Consider the following 19001-nt stretch of genomic DNA (forward strand, 5'->3'; position numbering starts at 1 on the left):
ACACGGGAATATTTGCCGCGACGGGCGTGCCGGGGAAATATGTTTACATAGCGGGAAAGGCGTAAAAAAGATAAAAAAAGACCGGGCACAAGGCCCGGCAGGAAAAGGGGTAAAACAACTCATTCGGGGTGAATGAAGGTAATAATAAATAGTAAATGATGATAGCGAATTCATTGTATAACCAGATGACGTTGTTTTTTTATCATTGAGTGCTCCGCAAATTGCTCTAAATTATCTCTATGATTTTAAACAAAATTATATTTGTTTAGCGATGCGTGCTATATATTTTGTCAATACGTGCTGAATGAAAGTTCCGCGATATTTACTTTTTGAAATATTCATATTACATAAAGAAACATATTTGGAGATTTAGTAGCATTTTCTTTATGGCTTATTACGTCTCGCGTCTTAGTATGAATTGCCGACTGAATAATCAATGTTCAGCACGCAGTGGCAAATAAGGCATATAACAAGAGGCTAATAAGATGAAACTTCGTGTACTCTCCCTCCTGGTTCCCGCGATGCTGATCGCCGGGCAGGCAGGCGCAGCGGAAATCTACAACAAAGACGGCAATAAACTTGATCTCTTTGGCAAATTAGACGGTCTTCACTACTTCTCTGACAATGACGGCTCTGACGGCGATCAGTCCTATGTGCGTTTCGGTTTCAAAGGTGAAACACAAATCAGCAACGACCTGACCGGCTATGGCCAGTGGGAATATCAGGCGGCGCTGAATACCTCCGAAGCAGAAGGCTCGGCCGACAGCTTTACCCGCGTAGGCTTTGCTGGCGTGAAGTTCGGCGATGCAGGATCGTTCGATTATGGTCGTAACTACGGCGTAATCTATGATGTGAGCTCCTGGACCGACGTACTGCCTGAGTTCGGCGGCGATACCTATGGCGCGGACAACTATCTGTTCCAGCGCGGCAATGGCATGGCGACCTACCGTAATAGCAACTTTTTCGGCCTGGTTGACGGCCTGAATTTTGCCGTACAGTACCAGGGCAAAAACGACAATCCAACGGAATCGGCAGGCGGACGTGACGTGCTGGGCGAAAACGGCGACGGTTGGGGTCTGTCAACCACCTACGATCTTGGTTCCGGCTTTGGTGTCGGCGCGGCGATGTTCAGCTCCGATCGCACCGATCGTCAGAACGGCGGCACGCCGGGCTCGGCGGATATCATTGGTCGCGGCGATAAAGCTTCCGCCTATACGGGTGGCCTGAAATATGACGCCAATAACATCTATCTGGCAGCCATGTACACCCGCTCTTATAACGCGAATCGCTTTGGCGACAGCGGTTCAGACGCTTACGGCTATGCCGACAAAGCGGATAACTGGGAGCTGGTTGCGCAGTATCAGTTTGACTTCGGCCTGCGTCCTTCTCTGGCGTTCGTCAACTCTCGCGCCAGCGATATTGACGGCTACGGCTCGCAGAACCTGAAAAAATATGTTGATGTGGGCGCCACTTACTACTTCAACAAAAACATGTCGACCTATGTTGATTACCAAATCAATCTGTTGGATGACAACGAATTTACCGATGCGGCAGGTATCAATACCGATGACGTCGTAGGCGTTGGCCTGGTTTACCAGTTCTGATGTGTCGGGAGCGCGTTCGCGCTCCCGTTTCTCTCCGGCTTACTGACTGCCCGCCGTTTTCTCTGCGCTTTTACGATCTTACCCGACGATAAGGACGATAGAGCTGCTTATTATGCGTCTGCTTGTAATGCTTGTAGCCTGAAAGGATAATCAGCCCAACGCATACGGCAAGGAGTACGAAATAAATCATGCAGGATCTCCTCTGATTAATAACGGCAACCTCCTCAGGAGGTGCGTACAATCCCTATCCTGATGGGCCTTTTGATCAATATCAAGTAACTAATTTCGGCGAAAACCGCTAAAAACAGCGTTTTTCGGGCCAATATTTTCTGGAGGCATGCAGGGAAGAATGAAGAACAAATGTCTGTACTATGCTGGTTTAGCAGTATTTATTATGATTTCGGGCTGTGACAATCAAAACCAGAGTCGCGCCGATTCCGCGCTGATCCTTCAGGGAAGCACAATGGGAACATTCTGGCGCGTCAGCCTGGCTGACGTGGCACCCGAGCGCAAAGAAAGCCTGCAAAAAGCCGTGCAGCGGCAGCTCGACGACGACGATCGCACGCTCTCAACCTGGAAAGCAGACTCGGTGCTGTCACGCTTCAATCGCTATCGCGGCAGCGAGCCGCAGCCGGTTAGCGATGACATGGCGGATATTGTTACGGAGGCGCTGCGCATCGGTAAAAAAACCGACGGCGCAATGGACATCACCGTCGGCCCGCTGGTGAACCTGTGGGGCTTCGGGCCGGACAAGCAGCCGGTGAAAACGCCAACTCAGGCGCAGATCGAAGCGGCGCGGGCAAAAACCGGGCTGTCGCACCTGCGCGTTATTCAGCGTGCGGAAGGCGCGTATCTGCAAAAAGACTTGCCTGCGCTCTATGTGGACTTGTCCACGGTGGGCGAGGGCTTTGCGACCGATCATCTCGCACGACTGATGGAGAAAGAGGGCATCACCCGCTATCTTGTCTCTGTCGGTGGCGCGGTGCTGACCCGCGGGCTCAACCCGCAGGGCGAACCCTGGAAGGTGGCGATTCAGAAACCCACCGACCGGGAAAACGCCGCGCAGGCGGTGGTTGACCTTCAGGGGCACGGAATCAGCACCTCCGGCAGCTATCGCAACTATTATGAACTGGACGGCAAACGCCTTTCTCACGTTATTGACCCCGCCACCGGCGCGCCCATTCAGCACAGGCTGGTTTCGGCAACGGTGATCGCCACCACCGCGCTGGAGGCCGACGGCTGGGATACCGGACTGATGGTGCTTGGCGAAGAGAAGGCGAAGGCGCTGGCGCTGAGGGAGAAGCTTGCCGTTTATCTGATCATCAGGCAGGGCGATGAGTTTGTTAGCTGGATGTCGCCGCAGTTCAGGTCATTCGTTTTATCACCATAGAGGAGTCACCATGTTGGATCTCTTTAGTGAAGATGCGCCCTGGTCAGAGCCGCTGGCGGACGGGGCCGTTATCCTGCGCCGTCGCGCGCGCGATGAGAGCGAGGCGCTGATAACGTTGATCAACGACGTTGCCGCGCAAAATCCGTTTTACCACCGCATCACGCCAGGCGGCCACCGCATGTCGGTGGCGATGACCAACTGCGGTAATTTCGGCTGGTCAAGCGATTCGCGTGGCTACCGCTACAGCGAGCAGGACAGCGCCTCCGGCAAACGCTGGCCACCGATGCCGGATCGCTTTCGCGCGCTGGCCGTGACCTGCGCACAGGAGGCCGGTTTTGCGGGCTTCAGTCCGGATGCCTGCCTGATAAACCGCTATGAGCCGGGCGCAAAACTGACGCTGCATCAGGATAAAGACGAGCAGGATCTGAAGGCGCCGATCGTTTCCGTCTCGCTGGGACTGCCGGCGGTTTTTCAGTTTGGTGGTTTTGAACGCGGCGACGCCACGCAGCGGGTGCTGCTGGAGCATGGCGACGTAGTGGTGTGGGGCGGCCCGTCGCGGCTGCGTTATCACGGCATTCTGCCGCTGAAGCCGGGCGTTCATCCGCTGGCCGGCGCGTTTCGCTTCAATCTGACCTTTCGTCGTGCTTTTCGCTGACGGTTTAGGTGGCGGATGAGAATTATTATTGATATCGCCTTTCATCTCATTAAACTGCATGCTCAATTACGCATATTCGGGTGGTGTCATGGAGTTGCTTCGCGTCGTTTACCGTCAGTACCGCTGGCCTTTCATTACGGTTATTCTTCTCAGCCTGCTCAGCGCCGTGCTGGGTATCGGGCTGATCGCCTTTATTAACCGTGAACTGATCGTCTCAGTGAATACGTCGCTGATGGTGCTGCCGGAGTTTCTGGGGCTGCTGGTACTGCTGATGGCGGTCACGCTTGGCTCGCAGCTGGCGCTGACCCAACTCGGACATCACTTTGTTTATCGCCTGCGCGGCGAATTTATCAAGCGTATTCTCGACACCCAGGTTGAACGCATTGAGCAGATTGGCAGCGCGCAGTTGCTGGCCGGGCTGACCAGCGACGTTCGTAATATCACTATCGCCTTTGTGCGTCTGCCGGAGCTGATTCAGGGCATTATTCTGACCGTAGGCTCTGCGGCTTATCTGGCCTGGCTCTCGCCTGAAATGCTGTTTGTCACCGCCGTCTGGGTGGCCATAACCATTATCGGTGGCTGGCTGCTGGTATCGAAAGTCTATCGCCACATGGCGACGCTGCGTGAAACGGAAGACGCGCTTTACGCCGATTATCACACCATCATTGAAGGCCGTAAGGAGCTGGCGCTCAACCGCCAGCGCGCCGGACAGATTTTTGAAACGGTCTATCAGGAGAACGCGCGCACCTATCGCCATCATATCGTGCGTGCCGACACCTTCCATCTCAGCGCGGTAAACTGGTCGAACATTATGATGCTCGGTGCGATTGGTCTGGTGTTCTTTATGGCGAACAGCCTTGGCTGGGCCGATACGGCTGTTGCCGCCACCTATTCACTGACGCTGCTCTTCTTGCGTACGCCGCTGCTTTCCGCCGTTGGCGCGTTGCCGACGCTGCTCAGTGCGCAGGTGGCTTTTAATAAGCTGAACACCTTCAAACTGACCGCCTGGCGCCCCGAGTTTGCGCCGCCCGTTGCCTCGCAGACCTGGCAGACGCTTGAACTGCGCGAGCTGATGTTCAGTTACGGCGATAGCGGCTTTGCGGTTGGCCCGATAAATATGACCCTGAAACGCGGCGAGCTGGTGTTTCTGATCGGCGGCAACGGCAGCGGTAAGTCTACGCTTGCCATGCTGCTCACCGGCCTTTATCAGCCCGTTTCCGGGCAGATCCTGCTGGATGGCAAGCCCGTTGTGGCGGAGAACATGGAACGCTATCGCGCGCTCTTTTCTGCGGTCTTTACCGATGTGCATCTGTTTGATCGATTAATTGATCATCGCGGCGAGCCTGCCGACCCGCTGCAAGTGCAGAGCTGGCTTGAGCGTTTGAAAATGCAGGACAAAATCAAACTGGATGGTAACAAAGTGCTTAATCTGAAGCTGTCAAAAGGACAAAGCAAGCGGCTGGCGCTGCTGCTGGCGACGGCGGAACAGCGCGATATTCTGCTGCTTGACGAGTGGGCCGCCGATCAGGATCCGCATTTCCGCCGTATTTTTTATCGCGAATTGCTGCCGTGGCTCCAGGAGATGGGAAAAACGGTGTTTGCAATCAGCCATGACGATCACTACTTCCTGCACGCCGACCGGCTGCTGGAGATGCGTGACGGCCTGCTCAGCGAACTGACCGGCGAAGAGCGCGAAATGGCGACGCTTGATGCGGTAAAACGCACCGACGTGGCGAGCCAGGCGGACATCACGACGTAACGATGCGGCTGAGCAGCTCGCTGCCGCTGATAATTACGTGCCCGTTGAAGCATCTGCCCGCAGGTAAAAGCGCAGAGAGTGCCTGCGGCAGTTGCAGCGTAACCCTGGCAAGCTGCGGTTCTGCTGCAACGATCTCCGCCTGATGAAAATCGATAAAGCGCCGCAGGCCTGGAAACAGCGCTTTATAGAGACTCTCTTTCAGTGAAAACGCCGCGGTGAGCGCTGAGGCAAAGGGCAGGCCGCTTTGCTGTAGGAGCGCTTTCTCCTGTGCGTTAATAATCATATCCGCCATTTCATGCGCCGTTTCATCACGCATGATCTGCTCAACGTCCACGCCAACCAGTAAATCGTTCTGCGCACGCGCAAGCAACAGACACACGTAGCCGTCGGTATGCGACAGCGAACCGGCGATACCTTCCGGCCAGCAGGGCGCGCGATCGGCATCGTTGACCAGCAGAAAATCTGAAAGATGGAAGACTTCAAGCGCGTGACGGACAAGAGCGCGGCTCGCCAGGTATTCCGCCCGCCGTTTGTTTACCGCCGCTTCTAACGGCGCAGGAAGAGGAATGCCCGTCAGATCGTGCAGGTTTTGATGATAACGCGCAGGATGGTAGCGAGCCTGAAAGAGCAGAACCGCGGGCTTTTCGGGCAGGGGGTGGCAGTGCAGGGCACTCAAAAAATGGCGCGATGTCAGCGGCGGTGCCAGAGTTATCGGGCCGTTGGCGTGGTAAAGAGAGAGGGACAGTTGATCCACACGGCACCTGACTGCAATCTGCTTAAACGGCAATTTAAGCAGATTGACGTCTGTATGGCAAAGTAAGTCAGTCGTTAGGCGGGATAGCCATGCCTTTTATTGAAACCACAAATCGCCCCTCTTTGAGCGAGACTTTCGCGCCTCTTTCGCACCAGTGGCTGGCAAGGCGAAAAAAATCGTCGCTGTCGATATTCTCCGGTAGCGCCACTTTACGCACGCCTGACCCGAGCATGTCATCTGCATCTTTAATATCTTTCGCTTTAATGGTTGGCATCATAAGCCCATGACAGTATCTTGTTGTACTGTAAGAGATTAGTGCTGTAATGTGTTAAAAAGATGACAGTTTTGTTTCAGCGTGGCGCTTTAAGATTTGTGCTATCGCTTTCAGTGCCAGCGTCATCTGTTATGTCCAGGTCAGTGCTTAATGAATTCGCGAAAGGCGTCACGATTATCCACCAGCCAGTCAGGGAAATCTGGCTTGATGAGCGGTTGAGCTATCAGTTTTCGGTCACGTCCCCAAATATCTTCCGCCTGTTGAATGACTCTGGCGATATGCTCAGGGTTGTTAAACTCCGGCAGGTCATATTCGGTATGCGAAATAGAGGACATTTTTTCAGCGATCCGTTGCGGATCCATTATCCATGAAAAATGCCATCCTCCGTTTGTAACAATGCGGGTACGTAGCTTAAGCCACTGCCATTTGAACCAGTTCTTTTTGATGGCTGACCGTTTCACATTACGCAGGGTTTCCGGCTCACCGTGAAAAAAATTGACCAGATGCCTGAACCTGACGGCTTTAGGAAGCTTGCACTGGCGCGCTGTGCCATCGACGTTAAATACCTGGAGATTAAACTGGTAATTATAAAAATTCTGGTGAATTACCGTGCACAGAGCGCGCGGATCGATCTTGTTAAAAACGGCTGGCGAAAAAATCTCATCGATATCAGAAATCAGAATAAGATCGTTTCCATGGGCATCGCTCAGCCCGCGCATGATGGCATTTCGCGTGTCGGCTTCGTTTTGCCAGGCGTCTTCATGCGGTAAGCGATCAAAAACCACATAGATGATTTTGTCCCTGAACGCGCTGAACTTCTCAGGATCGAAGTTCAATTTTTTAGGTTTTCCCGTAAAAGTATGAGTGGACTCAACAATAACGAATTTGTCGACACAGTTTGCCAGGGTATTCAGCCTGATCGTTAACAGCATGTCTTCGTCGTAATATAAAAAACAGTCGTAAATCATTTTGACCTGTCATTCCCGAGGAAAAGATCTGAAAATAAACTAAAAATTCAGTTATTTTTTGTTTGCTCACCGTAGTAAGGAAAGCGATCTTAACAGAATGACGCTACCTGATAAATTCCTCTTATTCTTCTTTGGAATCAGTGCCGCAAATCGTAAGAACAGTTGTGAATCAGATATCAATTATGCTAGCTTAACGGCTATTAATCATCCACTTAACTTCCGTGACCATGAACAACGCATCGATCTGTTATTCTGCCAGTGACATCATCGGCTCGCCGATGTTCGCTGCGGTGCTGCGTCACGGTTTCTTTGCCTGCCTCTGTCCGCCTCCGCCTCCTGCGTCTGCAACTGCCTGTTACAGGGCGTAATTTCCCTGATTTGTTGACGCGTTTACGCGTTAATCATTCTATTGCAGTGACTGGAAACTGGAGCTAATCCATGCTTTTCGATAAATCTTTTCTTGCGTCTCAGGGCGCTATTTCTGGGTTCGTTCTTCTGTGGGGAAGCGCGGCTATTTTTACCCGTCTGGGGCTCGATAATGCCTCACCGCTTGCGCTGATAGCCTGCCGGTTTATCGTCGCGTTAATCGTATTGCTGACGCTGGGTATTATCCGGGGTCGCTTGCTACCCCCACCGATAGCACGAAAACAGGTGCTTCTGAGCGGTGTGATGATAATTGGCGGCTATTCGCTATGCTACTTTGAGGCGATGGCGCACGGCGTGACGCCGGGTTTAATTGCCACTATTATGAGCATTCAACCTCTGTTAACGCTTTGCCTCGTTAAGCCGGAAATGAATGGCAGACGGGTGGTCGGATTAATTATAGCGCTAAGTGGGTTGATATTACTGGTCTGGCGCAGCCTTGCGGCGGCGCAGATGTCGGGGCAGGGGCTCATGTTTGCACTCGCCGCCCTGTTGTTTATGACGTTTGGCGCAATTTTGCAGCAAAAGCTTCCTTACTCTCCCGCTGAAGTTTTACCTGTGCAATATGCCGTGAGTTTGCTGCTTTGCCTCTTCTTTGTGCCTTTCAGTTCGTTCCGGATTAACTTCAACGGGGAATTTGTGATTTCGGTACTTTTCCTTGGCGTATTCATTTCCGTTCTCGCGCAACTGCTCCTGTATCGCTTATTGAATGCGGGAAATATCGTTAATGTTACCAGCCTGTTTTATCTGGTTCCGGTTATTACTGCCATTCTTGACTACGTACTGCTCGGCAACAGGTTGCCGTTATCAGGAATTATCGGTATGGCGGCAATTATCGGCGGAGTGAGTCTGGTCTTCAGAAAACCATAGGTACAACAGCGGGCTATATGTTTAGCTCGCTGTTCCGTCTTACCCGTCACGTTGTTGCCTTCACTCGCAATCCTGATCCTTCTTAGCAGACAGCCGCTTTGTCGGCCATGGTGTCCTTCAGTGACATCGGTAAAGCGGACTTTATGCAGAGAAATTTCCTCCGGGGCTGCATGAGTATGTCGGGAGACTATTATGCGGGACGGTGACAGAAGGGAGCACAGCGATATTATGTCCTGTCATGGAAAGGAGACGACATAGAGGGTTTAAAAGCGTGTGCATGATGTGATTGCACATGTGCAGAAAGGTACAAAAAGTCAAAGGGCTAGTCTTGCGATTAATCCTTTGACCTCACCAGAGAAAAGGCTGAAGCTGGGGCGAAAACATAAAAAATATTAACAAAATCAACATATTGACTCCCAACAAAGGGCGGCCTATCAAGCATTTGACTCATCAATATATGAAAGAGGCTATGGAGTGAGACGGTAAGAAACGGGGCGGTTATGAGTCAGCTTATTTCCGTTGGGTTGTATTGGCTCGCCACTTCCCGGATCCGCTTCTGGAATGATTTACGCGCGATCAAATTATCTGCTTCCGCAACAAACGACTGAAAGAGGTTTCAGGATCAACCGTACGGCTGGAACTGCAATTACTTTCTCGTTTCTTACGCTGGTGACCCTGTGAGAAGGGGATTGAGTGCGAGGATGTAGTTGCTGGCGTCAAACTGCCCGAACCAGATAAGCCACAAGATAAGATCATTGAACGCGATGAATATGAGATGGTTTTGGAACGTGCCAGTGTCAAATCAATACCGATCATTATATTGGCATGGGAAACAGCGATGCGCCGTAATGAGATCGTGGCACTCAGGCTGAATATGATCGATTTCAGGAAGAAGACAATTTCCCTTCAGTACGATATAACTAAAAACGGCGAGGCAAGGGATGTTCCGCTGTCAACAGCCGGACTTGAATTGCTGAAACTTGTGTGATGGCAGAGACAAAATAAGCCGCTGTTTAGCCTCACGGTTTTACGGAAAAACCAGGTAACTCGTTGAGTGGTAATCTTGACTGCCCCCACTGACTGTGGCTCTATATTAAGCCGGACTTAGTTATAGTGAGAGGGAGCGCACACCTGTGGATACAGTTGAACAACTTAATGGGACGTACTTCTACAAAGGGATAAGTAATCTATCGCCGTATGAGTTACTTTTTTGGGTTTTTGTGACAAATGTTGAGAAACAATTGGGTGTGCAGGATTTAGCTGCTATCACAGCCTTACTCTTGGGTGATAACTCTATCGATGTGCCTGGCAAACCGATGACTGCAACACCAGGCACTTCATACGCATCTGTTTTTTTCCGGAGATGGCTAAATATCAGGCTCAAAAGAAATATTCTTCCCACTTTGACAAAAAAATCCATTCAGCATTTTAAATTCAGGATGGTAAATAATCTGGGTGTGTTTGTTGGGAGAGCTGTTCCAGTTGTGGGGTGGGTAGTTTTAGCAAAAGACGTTTCACAGATCGTCTTTTTTACAATGGTAGAATATAATCGTATCGTCAGTTATGAGCATAAAATATGATTAGCGATAATGATGTTCTGAAATTCTTCCGTGAAGAGATTTCTACGCTTGCAACTATCACTTTCAAAAAAATACCTTTAGAACTTGATACAGCATTACAAAGCTATTCGGAAATTGATGAACTTATCTATGCAATAGAAAAATATGATGAAAAATTCAATGTTAATACTTCAGATATTGATATGAATCATTATTACCCTTGGAAAGATGAATGGTTTTTTAGAAAGTGGTTTACCCGTAAACCTGTTAGACAAAGCAGTAAGCCTTTGACAGTACGAATGTTCGCAGAGTCAGCAAGAGCGGGAAAATGGCTTTATGATTAATCAGTGCTGAACAGACAATGCTCATTTTAATGGAATTATAAACCAGAAAATCTCTTTAAGAAGGCTAAAAATGACTGATAAATATTTTGCGATAACTAAGAGTGGTGCTCTATTCGATTCAGGTAGCGTGGAAAATGATGGTTATTTATACGCAATCAATAATGCTCGTCCTCAATGCCCGGATCGCATTGGGAAGTACGAAATTTTCTTTGATGAAAAGGAGATGCAAACTTTATGGAGTGAAAATAAAGATTATTACGCGATAATCAGAGGTGTTTCACCTGATATTCACTCTCTAAATCAAAAAAATGAAGTAATCGACAAGGTTTTTCTCGGAATCACACCTGTGGCAATTATTGGTCTAAAGAGATTTAAAGATAAGACTCAGGAAGTTAACTAATCATCATTCTCAAATGTCCTGGTAAAACAACATTTCCCCTGCTTCCACAACAGGCCAGCGTCACCGCCTGCGAGCTATGCCCGTACAACTGAGTTAGCGTCGGGTGATCTTACCCATGACAGTCTCCATTCTGCTCCCCGGAAGACTTGGGCATATCAAAAAGGCAGTTTTAGAACCGTATCCACACGCGTGTGCCTGAACCAGGTGGATTCCACTGTATCAAGCAGGATTTCACCAGACAACAGAAAAACAGCAGGCTTCAACAACCTACTGTTTAAACTGTTTTTTATGGTTCTCTCTGAACGTTGCCAGACAAAACGTTGGAGATTTTTGGTCGGCACGAGAGGATTTGAACCTCCGACCCCTGACACCCCATGACAGTGCGCTACCAGGCTGCGCTACGTGCCGACACGTGGGAGCCTATACTAATGAATTTAACGACGATTGCAAGCGCTAACACGTTGACTGCTCTGAATTTATACAGATTAATCGGCGATAAAACGCTTCTCTTCCGTTAAAACCTGGAGCAGCAAGGCAAGCTGCGGCTTATAGTCTTTTAAACGCTTGCCGCGGCTGTCCCAGGCTTCGTAGCTGCCGTCGTTGTCGAGCGCCAGCGTCAATGTCGGCGTGGTAACCACCAACTGACCGTTATTGCTGCTTACCACCCAGTCATGGCGTCGTCTGGCAGAGAAGAGATCTTCTCCCTGAGAGTAGTCGGTCGGCGGCGTGCTGACATGCAACAAACGTTGCATCAGCGTGCTCATGATATCTTTATGACTGGTGAGCTTGGTGACCTGCTGCGCAGGTGTGTCAGGCCAGTGGATCACCAGGGGAACGTGCAGGCTTGCGCGGCTACCCACGCTGCTGTCCGCATCTGGCGTAACGCCGTGCTGAGCGGTGATCACCACCACGGTATTATCCAGTAAGCCACGCTCTTTCAACGTATCCAGCATGATTTTTAGCTGTCCATCTATCGATGCGGTGCCGCGCGCATGATGGCGATCCGTATCACCGGCCAGCGAAACATACGAGAACCAGGGCGATTTATTCTCTTTTTGCGATTCAAGCCAGCGTTGCCACTGCGCGGTGGTTTGCCTGTCCGACTGGTTTTTCGCCGGAGAGAGAGAGAAGTCGGTCAGCAAGGCCTGGCGATAGAGTGATGAGCTGAAGCCATCGGAGGCGAACAGGCCGAACTGGTAGCCCTGCTTAGCCAGCGCGCCAATCAGCGCGGAAGGGATGCGGGAAGAGAGCACGCCGTCCATATAGCTGGCAGATATACCGTAAAAAAGGCCGAACAAGCCGCTGTCGGAGCGCGCACCCGCGCTGAAGTGCTGGGTGAAATTAACATTTTCATCAGCAAACTGCTTCAGTGCCGGCATGGTGCTGGTCGCGCCAAGCGCGTCCACGGTCACAATCAGCAGGTTATTGCGGGTACCCGCATCGCGGAAATCAATATTGCCGAGCGGATAGGCAACGGAAACGGCTTCCGGGTTGCCCTGTTCTACCTGACGTCGCTGCCACGCCTGCGCATCAAGCAGGCCATGTTTTTCCAGAAAACGGCGAGCCGTCATGGGATAAGAGAGCGGCAGGTTGGCGCGCTGCATGGTGATGGGACGATAAAAGTTTGCATCGGCCCAGATATACATCAGATGGCTGGCAAAAAAAGCCGCCATGAAAAATACCGCCAGCGGCTTACCGAAGCTGCGTCGATTGAGGCTGCGGAGCTTTTGCCAGCTCCAGGTGGCAAACAACATCTCCACCAGAAAAATGGCCGGCACGCTGATAAACATCAACTGCCAGTCGCGGGCCATCTCGCTCTGATCGGAGTTGACCACCAGTTCCCAGACGACCGGATTCAGGTGCAGGTGAAAACGGTTAAACACCGTGCCGTCGACGAGGATCAGCGTTAACCCTGCCGTGGCGACTATCGCTGACAGAAAACGCAGCAGCCGCTGCGACATCACCACAAAGGTCAGCGGAAAGATAATTAAGAGATAGGCGGCAAAAACAATAAAGCTGAAATGGCCAATCCAACTGGTAAAGGCATAGATGCGCCCGGCCAGTGAGGCTGGCCAGTCGGAGATCAGCAGATAGCGGCTACCTAAAACGAAGGCAACAATGATGTTAAACAGGGCGAACCAGTGCCCCCAGCTTATCATCTGGGACACTTTTTCTCGGTAGCGCTGCCGGTTAGTTACCATAGCGGATCACATCAGTGGGCTTTGTCATCGCGCACGGAGGCCTGAAGCGCCCCGGCGAAAGAGCGCGCCAGCGACTCACGCAGCGCTGGCGCCACGCTGGTATTAATCAAATTGGTCACCATATTTCCCAGAACCATCAGGGAAAGATCGGTGGGCGCCTTGTCGTTTTCAAGCACCTTAACCATTTCTGCGAGGAGTTTTTCCACGCGCTGGTCACTGTAACGGGATGATTGTGGCATAACGTCGAATTTAATTTAGTGGGCTGCAAAGGGCGGTATCTTACCGTAAAAGCGCGATTTTTACCGCACTTTTATCGGCCGTCATCTGTTGATTGCCAACGCGCTCGGTGTTTGAATATGCGCCCCGGTCAAAAGGAGAGTTTACTATGAGTCTGGATATCGAGCAGATTGCCCTGCATCAGCTAATCAAGCGCGACGAACAGACGCTGGAGCTGGTTCTGCGGGAGTCGCTGCTGCCTGTTAACGCCCCCGTCACCGCCATGATGGAAGAACTGCATCGCGTTTACAGCGCCAAAAATAAAGCCTATGGCCTGTTTAATGAAGAGAGCGAGCTGGCGGACGCGCTGCGCAACTGCCGCAAAGGCGAAGACGATTTTCTCGCCTTCAGTCGTGCCGCGACGGGTCGTCTGCGCGATGAGCTGGCAAAGTACACCTTTGCGGAAGGCGGCATCGTGCTGTTTGGTCACTATCGCTATCTGGCGGTGGAATATCTGCTGATCGCGGTGCTGAACAGCCAGAACAGCATGCACGTTAACGATGAGTTGGATATCAGCACCACGCACTACCTGGATATTAACCACGCTGATATCGTAGCGCGTATTGATTTGACCGAATGGGAAACCAATCCGGGCTCCACGCGCTACCTGACGTTTCTGCGCGGTCGCGTGGGAAGAAAAGTGGCGGACTTCTTTATGGATTTCCTTGGCGCCAGCGTTGGTCTTGATACCAAAGCGCAAAACCGTGGGCTGCTTCAGGCAGTTGATGATTACTGCGCGGATGCCAGTCTGGATAAAAACGAACGACAACATTACCGTCAACAGGTGTACAGTTACTGTAACGAGCAGCTTCAGGCGGGCGAAGAGATCGCACTGAACGATCTGTCGCAGGAGCTTGCGCCGCTGGGCGAGAAAACCTTCCAGGCATTTACTCAGGAGCAGGGCTACGAACTGGAAGAGACCTTTCCGGCGGATCGCAGCACGCTGCGTCAGTTGACCAAATTCTCAGGCAGCGGCGGAGGAGTGACGCTGAACTTCGACGCGATGCTGTTGGGCGAACGCATCTTTTGGGATCCGACCACCGATACGCTGACCATTAAAGGCACGCCGCCTAACCTGCGCGATCAGCTCCAGCGTCGCAGCAACGGTAAGTAACAGACAAAAAAAACGCCGCATTACGCGGCGTTTTTTCGATATCGTGCGCGATTAAACGCGAACGAAGTCGATGTGTTGCAGTTTTGGCTTGAACGGGTGACGCTGCATAGCCTGAACTTTAACTTTCACTTCTTTGCCATCGATAACCAGGGTCAGCACGTCGCTGTAGAACTCAGGCTTAACCTGAATGTTCATCACGGCGTCATGATCCAGTTCGATAGATACAGCTGCTTCTTTACCGCCATAAACGATGGCCGGGAATTTGTTAGCTGTACGCAGGCGGCGGCTCGCACCCTTTCCCTGCTCTTTACGTTCTACTGCATTAATAGTGAACATTGTTCAATCTCTTTATCTGATGATCCTGCTACAGGCGACCCAGCAGCAGGCGGGAGTGTTCAGCTTTTGCCAGGCAAAAGCGGGGCGCATTATAGCTCAGGAGGGCAGCGCTGAGCAATGTATTAACGTCGTTGTGCCTAACGAAGCGGGTGAGCGCGTCGAAAACGGCCCGCGTAATCGAACACTTTTTCCCGAATTTGCCAGAACTGACGCTGCTTTCTTGCCACGATGAAGTCGGGATAACGCAGCAGCGGCTGGAGCGCAATAATATCCGCTGCGGTTTTCCAGGCCAGCGGTACGCCGGGCGCGCGCTGGTGAGGCCGCAAAAAAACCTGTTCAAACGCCATGCGCTGCGCGGGCGTCGAGAGCCGAAAGCGCTCGCTGACTTCGGTTGCTTCTTCATCGTAGTAGCGCACCTTCAGCCACTCGCCTTTTTCGTCGCCGCCGCGCTCCAGCGTCATGGCCGCGCAGCGTAATACCAGGGCGTCTTTCAGTTTCAGCGCCGCTTTTAACATATCGTCGGGGTCAACCAGCACCGCATCACACTGATTGCAGCGACGGGCAGCAATGTCATTCTCTGCGTTACACTGCGGACAGTTTTTGAAACGAAAGCGAAAGTCGCACTGTTCGCGCTCGCCGTCGTCGTCTTCCAGCACGCCCTGACAGCGCCGCCCAAAGTGTTCGATGAGCGTGCCGTCAGCGGTGGTTTTCCCCCAAAAGGTATTGGCGAAGCCGCAGGCGGGGCAGAACACCTGCACCGGCTGGTTGTCGCTTTTTCCTTTTGGCGATCCCACTTCCGGCGTATAAAGATCGTGCGGATTACCCGCGTAATCGAGGATCAGGCAGTCGGTTTTGCCTGGTGAAAGTCGCAGGCCGCGTCCGACAATTTGCTGATAAAGGCTGACCGATTCGGTAGGACGCAGGATGGCAATGGTATCGACGTGCGGCGCGTCGAAGCCCGTGGTCAATACCGCCACGTTGACCAGATAACGCAGCTCGCGTGCCTTGAAGGCGTTAATCAGGGCATCACGCTGCGCGGCAGGCGTTTCCGCACTGATCAGCGCTTTACTGGTCGGCAGCAGGTTCAGCACCTCTTTTGCGTGTTCCACCGTCGCGGCAAAAATCATCACGCCCTGACGTTGCGCGGCGAATTCAACAATCTGCTGCACGATATGCGGTGTGATGCGCTGCTGCTGTTTCAGTTCGCGGTTAAGATCCGCTTCGCTGAAAAGACCGTTTTCCCGCGGTGTCAGGCGGCTGAAATCATACTGCACCACCGGCATATCCAGCCTTTCCGGCGGCACCAGAAAGCCATGTTTGATCATATAGCGCAGCGGCAGCTCATAAATACAGTCACGAAACAGCGCCCGCTCGTCGCCTCTGACCATGCCGTGATAGTGGAACTGATAAATCCAGCCTTTACCCAGGCGATAGGGCGTAGCGGTCAGTCCCAGCAGGCGCATCTGCGGATTGCGCTGGCGCAAATGGGCAAGAATTTGCTGATACTGGCTCTCATCTTCATCGCTGACGCGGTGGCACTCATCAACGATCAGTAAGGAAAACGCGCTGTCAAACTGCGCCAGGTTACGTGCCACCGACTGCACGCTGCCGAAAACAACCTTGCTGTGGCTCTCTTTGCGCTGAAGTCCGGCAGCGAAAATATCGGCTTGAGAACCTAACGCCTGATATTTCGCGTGGTTTTGCGCCACCAGCTCTTTAACGTGCGCCAGCACCAGGACGCGTCCGCGCGCCAGTCTGGCCAGCTCGGCGATCACCAGACTTTTGCCGGCACCGGTCGGCAGCACGATCACGGCCGGGTGATGAGAACGACGGAAGTAGCTGAGCGTGGCGTCAACCGCTTCCTGTTGATAGGGGCGCAGCGTAAACGACATGAGATAACCTGGAAGCAAAACCGCATTATGTCATGAAAGCCACTTTCGCGCGCGCCAGCCACTGTGACTGACCGGCAACTCTCTATATACTGGTTGCCTTGATCGCGTTTCAGGCGCTGTGCGTCGGACAATGTCGAACCCTCTCTTTTACACAGGCAATGCAGATTTAATGCGACTTGATAAATTTTTGTCTCAGCAGCTGGAAGTCAGCCGCGCGATTGCGGCGCGCGAGCTGCGGGCACGTAAGGTCACGGTAGATGGCGAAGTGGTGCGCGAAGGCGCCTTTAAGATTTCTGCGGAAAGCCAGGTTGAATACGATGGCAACGCGCTCACCCAGCAGACGGGGCCGCGCTACTTTATGCTGAACAAGCCGCAGGGCTACGTCTGCTCAACGGACGATCCTGACCATCCGACCATTCTCTATTTTCTGGAAGAGCCCGTCGCGTATAAGCTTCATGCGGCAGGACGGCTGGATATCGATACCACCGGCCTGGTGCTGATGACCGACGATGGCCAGTGGTCGCACCGTATAACCTCGCCGAAACACCACTGCGAAAAAACCTATCTGGTTACGCTGGAGTCACCGGTTGCCGCTGATATTGCGGCACAGTTTGCCGCTGGCGTTCAGTTGAACAATGAGAAAGAACTCACCAGACCCGCCGTGCTGGAGCAGGTCAGCGAGCGGCAGGCGCGCCTGACCATCAGCGAAGGGCGTTACCATCAGGTGAAGCGTATGTTTGCCGCCGTGGGGAACCACGTGGTGGCGCTGCATCGCGAGCGGATTGGCGAGATTGTGCTTGATGAAGATCTTGAACCGGGCGAATACCGTGCGCTCAGCGCGGATGAGATAGCCAGCGTAGGTCTGCCAAAAGAGTTAAACAGAAAATAGTGAGAATCGAAACACCATGAAGATGCGCAAGGAAAAGAACTCATCGCTGGGGCTGGTGGTGATCCTTGGCCTGTTGGCAATGTTAATGCCGCTGTCGATCGATATGTATCTGCCGGCGATGCCGCAAATCGCCCAGGAATTTGGCGTGTCGGCGGGCAGCGTGCAGATGACCCTCAACCTCTACATTTTGGGTTTTGCGCTCGGACAGCTGGTTTATGGCCCGCTGGCGGACAGCTTTGGTCGCAAACCGGTTATCGCCGTCGGCACGCTGGTTTTCGCCGTTGCGGCGGCGGCCTGCGCGATGGCGCAGACTATCGATCAGCTCATCTTCATGCGCGCCCTGCATGGACTCTCAGCGGCCGCTGGCAGCGTGGTGATCAGCGCCCTGATGCGCGACAGCTACTCGAAGGAGGAGTTTTCGCGCATGATGTCTTTTGTCATGTTGGTGACCACCATTGCGCCGCTGCTGGCGCCTATCGTCGGCGGTTGGATGCTGCTGGTCTGGAGCTGGCATGCTATTTTCTGGGCCATTTCGCTGGCGGCGGTAGTGACCACAGTGCTGGTGGTCACGCAAATCAAAGAGACGCTGCCGCGTGATAAACGGCAGAAGTTTCATCTGCGCACCACGATGGGCAACTTTTTATCACTGTTCCGCCATAAGCGCGTCTTCAGCTACATGCTGGCCAGCGGCTTCTCGTTTGCCGGGATGTTCTCTTTTCTTAATGCCGGGCCGTTCGTTTATATTGAGCTGAACCATATTAATCCGCAGAACTTTGGTTATTATTTTGCGCTGAACGTGGTGTTTTTGTTCCTGATGACGCTGCTGAACAGCAGGTTCGTCAGGCGCTTTGGCCCGGTGGCGATGTTTCGCTTCGGGCTGTTGATACAGTTTTCGATGGGCGTCTGGCTGATGATCGTCAGCGCGTTCAATCTGGGTTTTTTGCCGCTGGTTTTTGGCGTGGCGATGTTTATCGGCTGCGTGTCGATGGTCTCCTCCAATGCAATGGCGGTCATTTTGGAAGAGTTTCCGCATATGGCGGGCACGGCGTCTTCGCTCGCGGGAACGCTGCGCTTCGGGGTGGGCGCGTTAGTCGGCGCGCTGCTCTCCACCTTTACCTTCGACAGCGCCTGGCCAATGGTTGGCGCAATTTTTTTCTGCGCCACCTGCTCTGTATCGTTGTTCATCTACGCTACCCGCCCGCGCAAAGGCGCACCAGCCTGATCTCTTCTCTGTTCTGAGACGTCGTTCACCCGGCGTCTCAGATCCCTCGCCTGCATAGATGTTGTGGTTAT

General features: G+C 52.5%; 19 protein-coding genes and 1 tRNA gene. 12 read left to right on the forward strand and 8 right to left on the reverse strand.

Annotated features, from left to right (window positions below; translation table 11 throughout):
- Positions 1-485 precede the first annotated feature (485 nt).
- The 4 genes from ompC to GS12_RS00060 all read left to right on the forward strand — a co-directional run bounded on the left by ompC (position 486) and on the right by GS12_RS00060 (position 5408).
- Positions 486-1604 carry a porin OmpC gene (gene ompC, locus GS12_RS00045; protein WP_034916039.1) on the forward strand — a complete coding sequence of 373 codons (1119 nt, stop codon included), beginning with the start codon at positions 486-488 and terminating at the stop codon, positions 1602-1604.
- A gap of 349 nt (positions 1605-1953) precedes the next feature.
- A complete protein-coding gene (apbE, locus tag GS12_RS00050) occupies positions 1954-2994 on the forward strand; it encodes an FAD:protein FMN transferase ApbE (RefSeq protein ID WP_034942973.1) in 1041 nt (346 codons plus the stop codon).
- A gap of 10 nt (positions 2995-3004) precedes the next feature.
- On the forward strand, positions 3005-3649 hold the full coding sequence (gene alkB / locus GS12_RS00055; RefSeq protein WP_034942975.1) for a DNA oxidative demethylase AlkB: 645 nt from the start codon (positions 3005-3007) through the stop codon (positions 3647-3649).
- A gap of 88 nt (positions 3650-3737) precedes the next feature.
- A complete protein-coding gene (locus tag GS12_RS00060) occupies positions 3738-5408 on the forward strand; it encodes a multidrug ABC transporter permease/ATP-binding protein (protein ID WP_034942977.1) in 1671 nt (556 codons plus the stop codon).
- Here GS12_RS00060 and GS12_RS00065 read toward each other — a convergent pair.
- From GS12_RS00065 to GS12_RS00075, 3 genes are all read right to left on the reverse strand, one after another.
- Entirely contained in the window at positions 5398-6162 is a 765-nt protein-coding gene (locus tag GS12_RS00065) for a 4'-phosphopantetheinyl transferase family protein (protein WP_052118305.1), read from the reverse strand. The two genes, GS12_RS00060 and GS12_RS00065, sit on opposite strands and share 11 nt — an antisense overlap.
- Before the next feature lie 67 nt (positions 6163-6229).
- Positions 6230-6436 (reverse strand): hypothetical protein, encoded by a 207-nt coding sequence (locus GS12_RS00070; RefSeq protein WP_034916032.1) that lies wholly within the window; start codon positions 6434-6436, stop codon positions 6230-6232.
- 140 nt (positions 6437-6576) lie between these two features.
- A complete protein-coding gene (locus tag GS12_RS00075; protein ID WP_034942979.1) occupies positions 6577-7404 on the reverse strand; it encodes a glycosyltransferase family 17 protein in 828 nt (275 codons plus the stop codon).
- A 438-nt stretch (positions 7405-7842) separates the two neighbouring features.
- Between GS12_RS00075 and GS12_RS00080 the strand changes: the two genes are divergently transcribed.
- The 5 genes from GS12_RS00080 (at position 7843) to GS12_RS00100 (ending at position 11000) form a co-directional block, all read left to right on the forward strand.
- Complete coding sequence (locus GS12_RS00080; protein WP_034942981.1) at positions 7843-8697, forward strand: DMT family transporter; 855 nt, start codon at positions 7843-7845, stop codon at positions 8695-8697.
- 775 nt (positions 8698-9472) lie between these two features.
- Positions 9473-9685, forward strand: coding sequence for a tyrosine-type recombinase/integrase (locus tag GS12_RS00085; RefSeq protein ID WP_034942982.1), 213 nt, complete (start codon positions 9473-9475; stop codon positions 9683-9685).
- A gap of 145 nt (positions 9686-9830) precedes the next feature.
- Positions 9831-10277 (forward strand): STM2901 family protein, encoded by a 447-nt coding sequence (locus GS12_RS00090; protein ID WP_034942984.1) that lies wholly within the window; start codon positions 9831-9833, stop codon positions 10275-10277.
- Complete coding sequence (locus tag GS12_RS00095) at positions 10274-10600, forward strand: DUF1493 family protein (RefSeq protein WP_034916024.1); 327 nt, start codon at positions 10274-10276, stop codon at positions 10598-10600. Before GS12_RS00090 ends, GS12_RS00095 begins: the two co-directional genes overlap by 4 nt.
- A 70-nt stretch (positions 10601-10670) precedes the next feature.
- Complete coding sequence (locus GS12_RS00100) at positions 10671-11000, forward strand: hypothetical protein (protein WP_034942986.1); 330 nt, start codon at positions 10671-10673, stop codon at positions 10998-11000.
- A 331-nt stretch (positions 11001-11331) separates the two neighbouring features.
- Here the strand turns inward: GS12_RS00100 and GS12_RS00105 are convergent.
- The 3 genes from GS12_RS00105 to GS12_RS00115 all read right to left on the reverse strand — a co-directional run bounded on the left by GS12_RS00105 (position 11332) and on the right by GS12_RS00115 (position 13440).
- Positions 11332-11408 (reverse strand) — tRNA-Pro (locus GS12_RS00105).
- A 77-nt stretch (positions 11409-11485) separates the two neighbouring features.
- Positions 11486-13201, reverse strand: coding sequence for an LPS biosynthesis-modulating metalloenzyme YejM (gene yejM, locus GS12_RS00110; RefSeq protein ID WP_034942987.1), 1716 nt, complete (start codon positions 13199-13201; stop codon positions 11486-11488).
- A gap of 11 nt (positions 13202-13212) precedes the next feature.
- Positions 13213-13440 carry a YejL family protein gene (locus tag GS12_RS00115; protein WP_034916019.1) on the reverse strand — a complete coding sequence of 76 codons (228 nt, stop codon included), beginning with the start codon at positions 13438-13440 and terminating at the stop codon, positions 13213-13215.
- Between the two features lie 146 nt (positions 13441-13586).
- On the opposite strand from GS12_RS00115, the gene yejK reads away from it, so the two are divergent.
- Positions 13587-14591 (forward strand): nucleoid-associated protein YejK, encoded by a 1005-nt coding sequence (gene yejK, locus GS12_RS00120; protein ID WP_034916017.1) that lies wholly within the window; start codon positions 13587-13589, stop codon positions 14589-14591.
- 51 nt (positions 14592-14642) lie between these two features.
- On the opposite strand, the gene rplY is transcribed toward yejK, so the two are convergent.
- Together rplY and GS12_RS00130 are read right to left on the reverse strand one after the other, a co-directional pair.
- Positions 14643-14927, reverse strand: a complete 285-nt coding sequence (rplY, locus tag GS12_RS00125; protein WP_034916015.1) for a 50S ribosomal protein L25 — start codon at positions 14925-14927, stop codon at positions 14643-14645.
- Positions 14928-15064: 137 nt separating this feature from the next.
- A complete protein-coding gene (locus tag GS12_RS00130) occupies positions 15065-16819 on the reverse strand; it encodes a DEAD/DEAH box helicase (protein WP_034916013.1) in 1755 nt (584 codons plus the stop codon).
- Between the two features lie 169 nt (positions 16820-16988).
- Here GS12_RS00130 and rsuA point away from each other — a divergent pair, with 169 nt between their 5' ends.
- On the forward strand, positions 16989-17708 hold the full coding sequence (gene rsuA / locus GS12_RS00135) for a 16S rRNA pseudouridine(516) synthase RsuA (protein ID WP_034942988.1): 720 nt from the start codon (positions 16989-16991) through the stop codon (positions 17706-17708).
- 22 nt (positions 17709-17730) lie between these two features.
- Positions 17731-18930 (forward strand): Bcr/CflA family multidrug efflux MFS transporter, encoded by a 1200-nt coding sequence (locus GS12_RS00140; protein ID WP_034943088.1) that lies wholly within the window; start codon positions 17731-17733, stop codon positions 18928-18930.
- Positions 18931-19001: the final 71 nt, after the last annotated feature.

Origin of the sequence: Erwinia oleae (genome assembly GCF_000770305.1) — a bacterium.
GTDB lineage: Bacteria > Pseudomonadota > Gammaproteobacteria > Enterobacterales > Enterobacteriaceae > Erwinia > Erwinia oleae.

Coding starts and splice junctions, on each gene's coding strand:
- ompC (WP_034916039.1), top strand. CDS start 486: ATGAAACTTCGTGTACTCTCCCTCCTGGTTCCCGCGATGCTGATCGCC.
- apbE (WP_034942973.1), top strand. CDS start 1,954: ATGAAGAACAAATGTCTGTACTATGCTGGTTTAGCAGTATTTATTATG.
- alkB (WP_034942975.1), top strand. CDS start 3,005: ATGTTGGATCTCTTTAGTGAAGATGCGCCCTGGTCAGAGCCGCTGGCG.
- GS12_RS00060 (WP_034942977.1), top strand. CDS start 3,738: ATGGAGTTGCTTCGCGTCGTTTACCGTCAGTACCGCTGGCCTTTCATT.
- GS12_RS00070 (WP_034916032.1), bottom strand. CDS start 6,436: ATGCCAACCATTAAAGCGAAAGATATTAAAGATGCAGATGACATGCTC.
- GS12_RS00075 (WP_034942979.1), bottom strand. CDS start 7,404: ATGATTTACGACTGTTTTTTATATTACGACGAAGACATGCTGTTAACG.
- GS12_RS00080 (WP_034942981.1), top strand. CDS start 7,843: ATGCTTTTCGATAAATCTTTTCTTGCGTCTCAGGGCGCTATTTCTGGG.
- GS12_RS00085 (WP_034942982.1), top strand. CDS start 9,473: ATGGTTTTGGAACGTGCCAGTGTCAAATCAATACCGATCATTATATTG.
- GS12_RS00095 (WP_034916024.1), top strand. CDS start 10,274: ATGATTAGCGATAATGATGTTCTGAAATTCTTCCGTGAAGAGATTTCT.
- GS12_RS00100 (WP_034942986.1), top strand. CDS start 10,671: ATGACTGATAAATATTTTGCGATAACTAAGAGTGGTGCTCTATTCGAT.
- yejM (WP_034942987.1), bottom strand. CDS start 13,201: ATGGTAACTAACCGGCAGCGCTACCGAGAAAAAGTGTCCCAGATGATA.
- GS12_RS00115 (WP_034916019.1), bottom strand. CDS start 13,440: ATGCCACAATCATCCCGTTACAGTGACCAGCGCGTGGAAAAACTCCTC.
- yejK (WP_034916017.1), top strand. CDS start 13,587: ATGAGTCTGGATATCGAGCAGATTGCCCTGCATCAGCTAATCAAGCGC.
- rplY (WP_034916015.1), bottom strand. CDS start 14,927: ATGTTCACTATTAATGCAGTAGAACGTAAAGAGCAGGGAAAGGGTGCG.
- GS12_RS00130 (WP_034916013.1), bottom strand. CDS start 16,819: ATGTCGTTTACGCTGCGCCCCTATCAACAGGAAGCGGTTGACGCCACG.
- rsuA (WP_034942988.1), top strand. CDS start 16,989: ATGCGACTTGATAAATTTTTGTCTCAGCAGCTGGAAGTCAGCCGCGCG.
- GS12_RS00140 (WP_034943088.1), top strand. CDS start 17,731: ATGCGCAAGGAAAAGAACTCATCGCTGGGGCTGGTGGTGATCCTTGGC.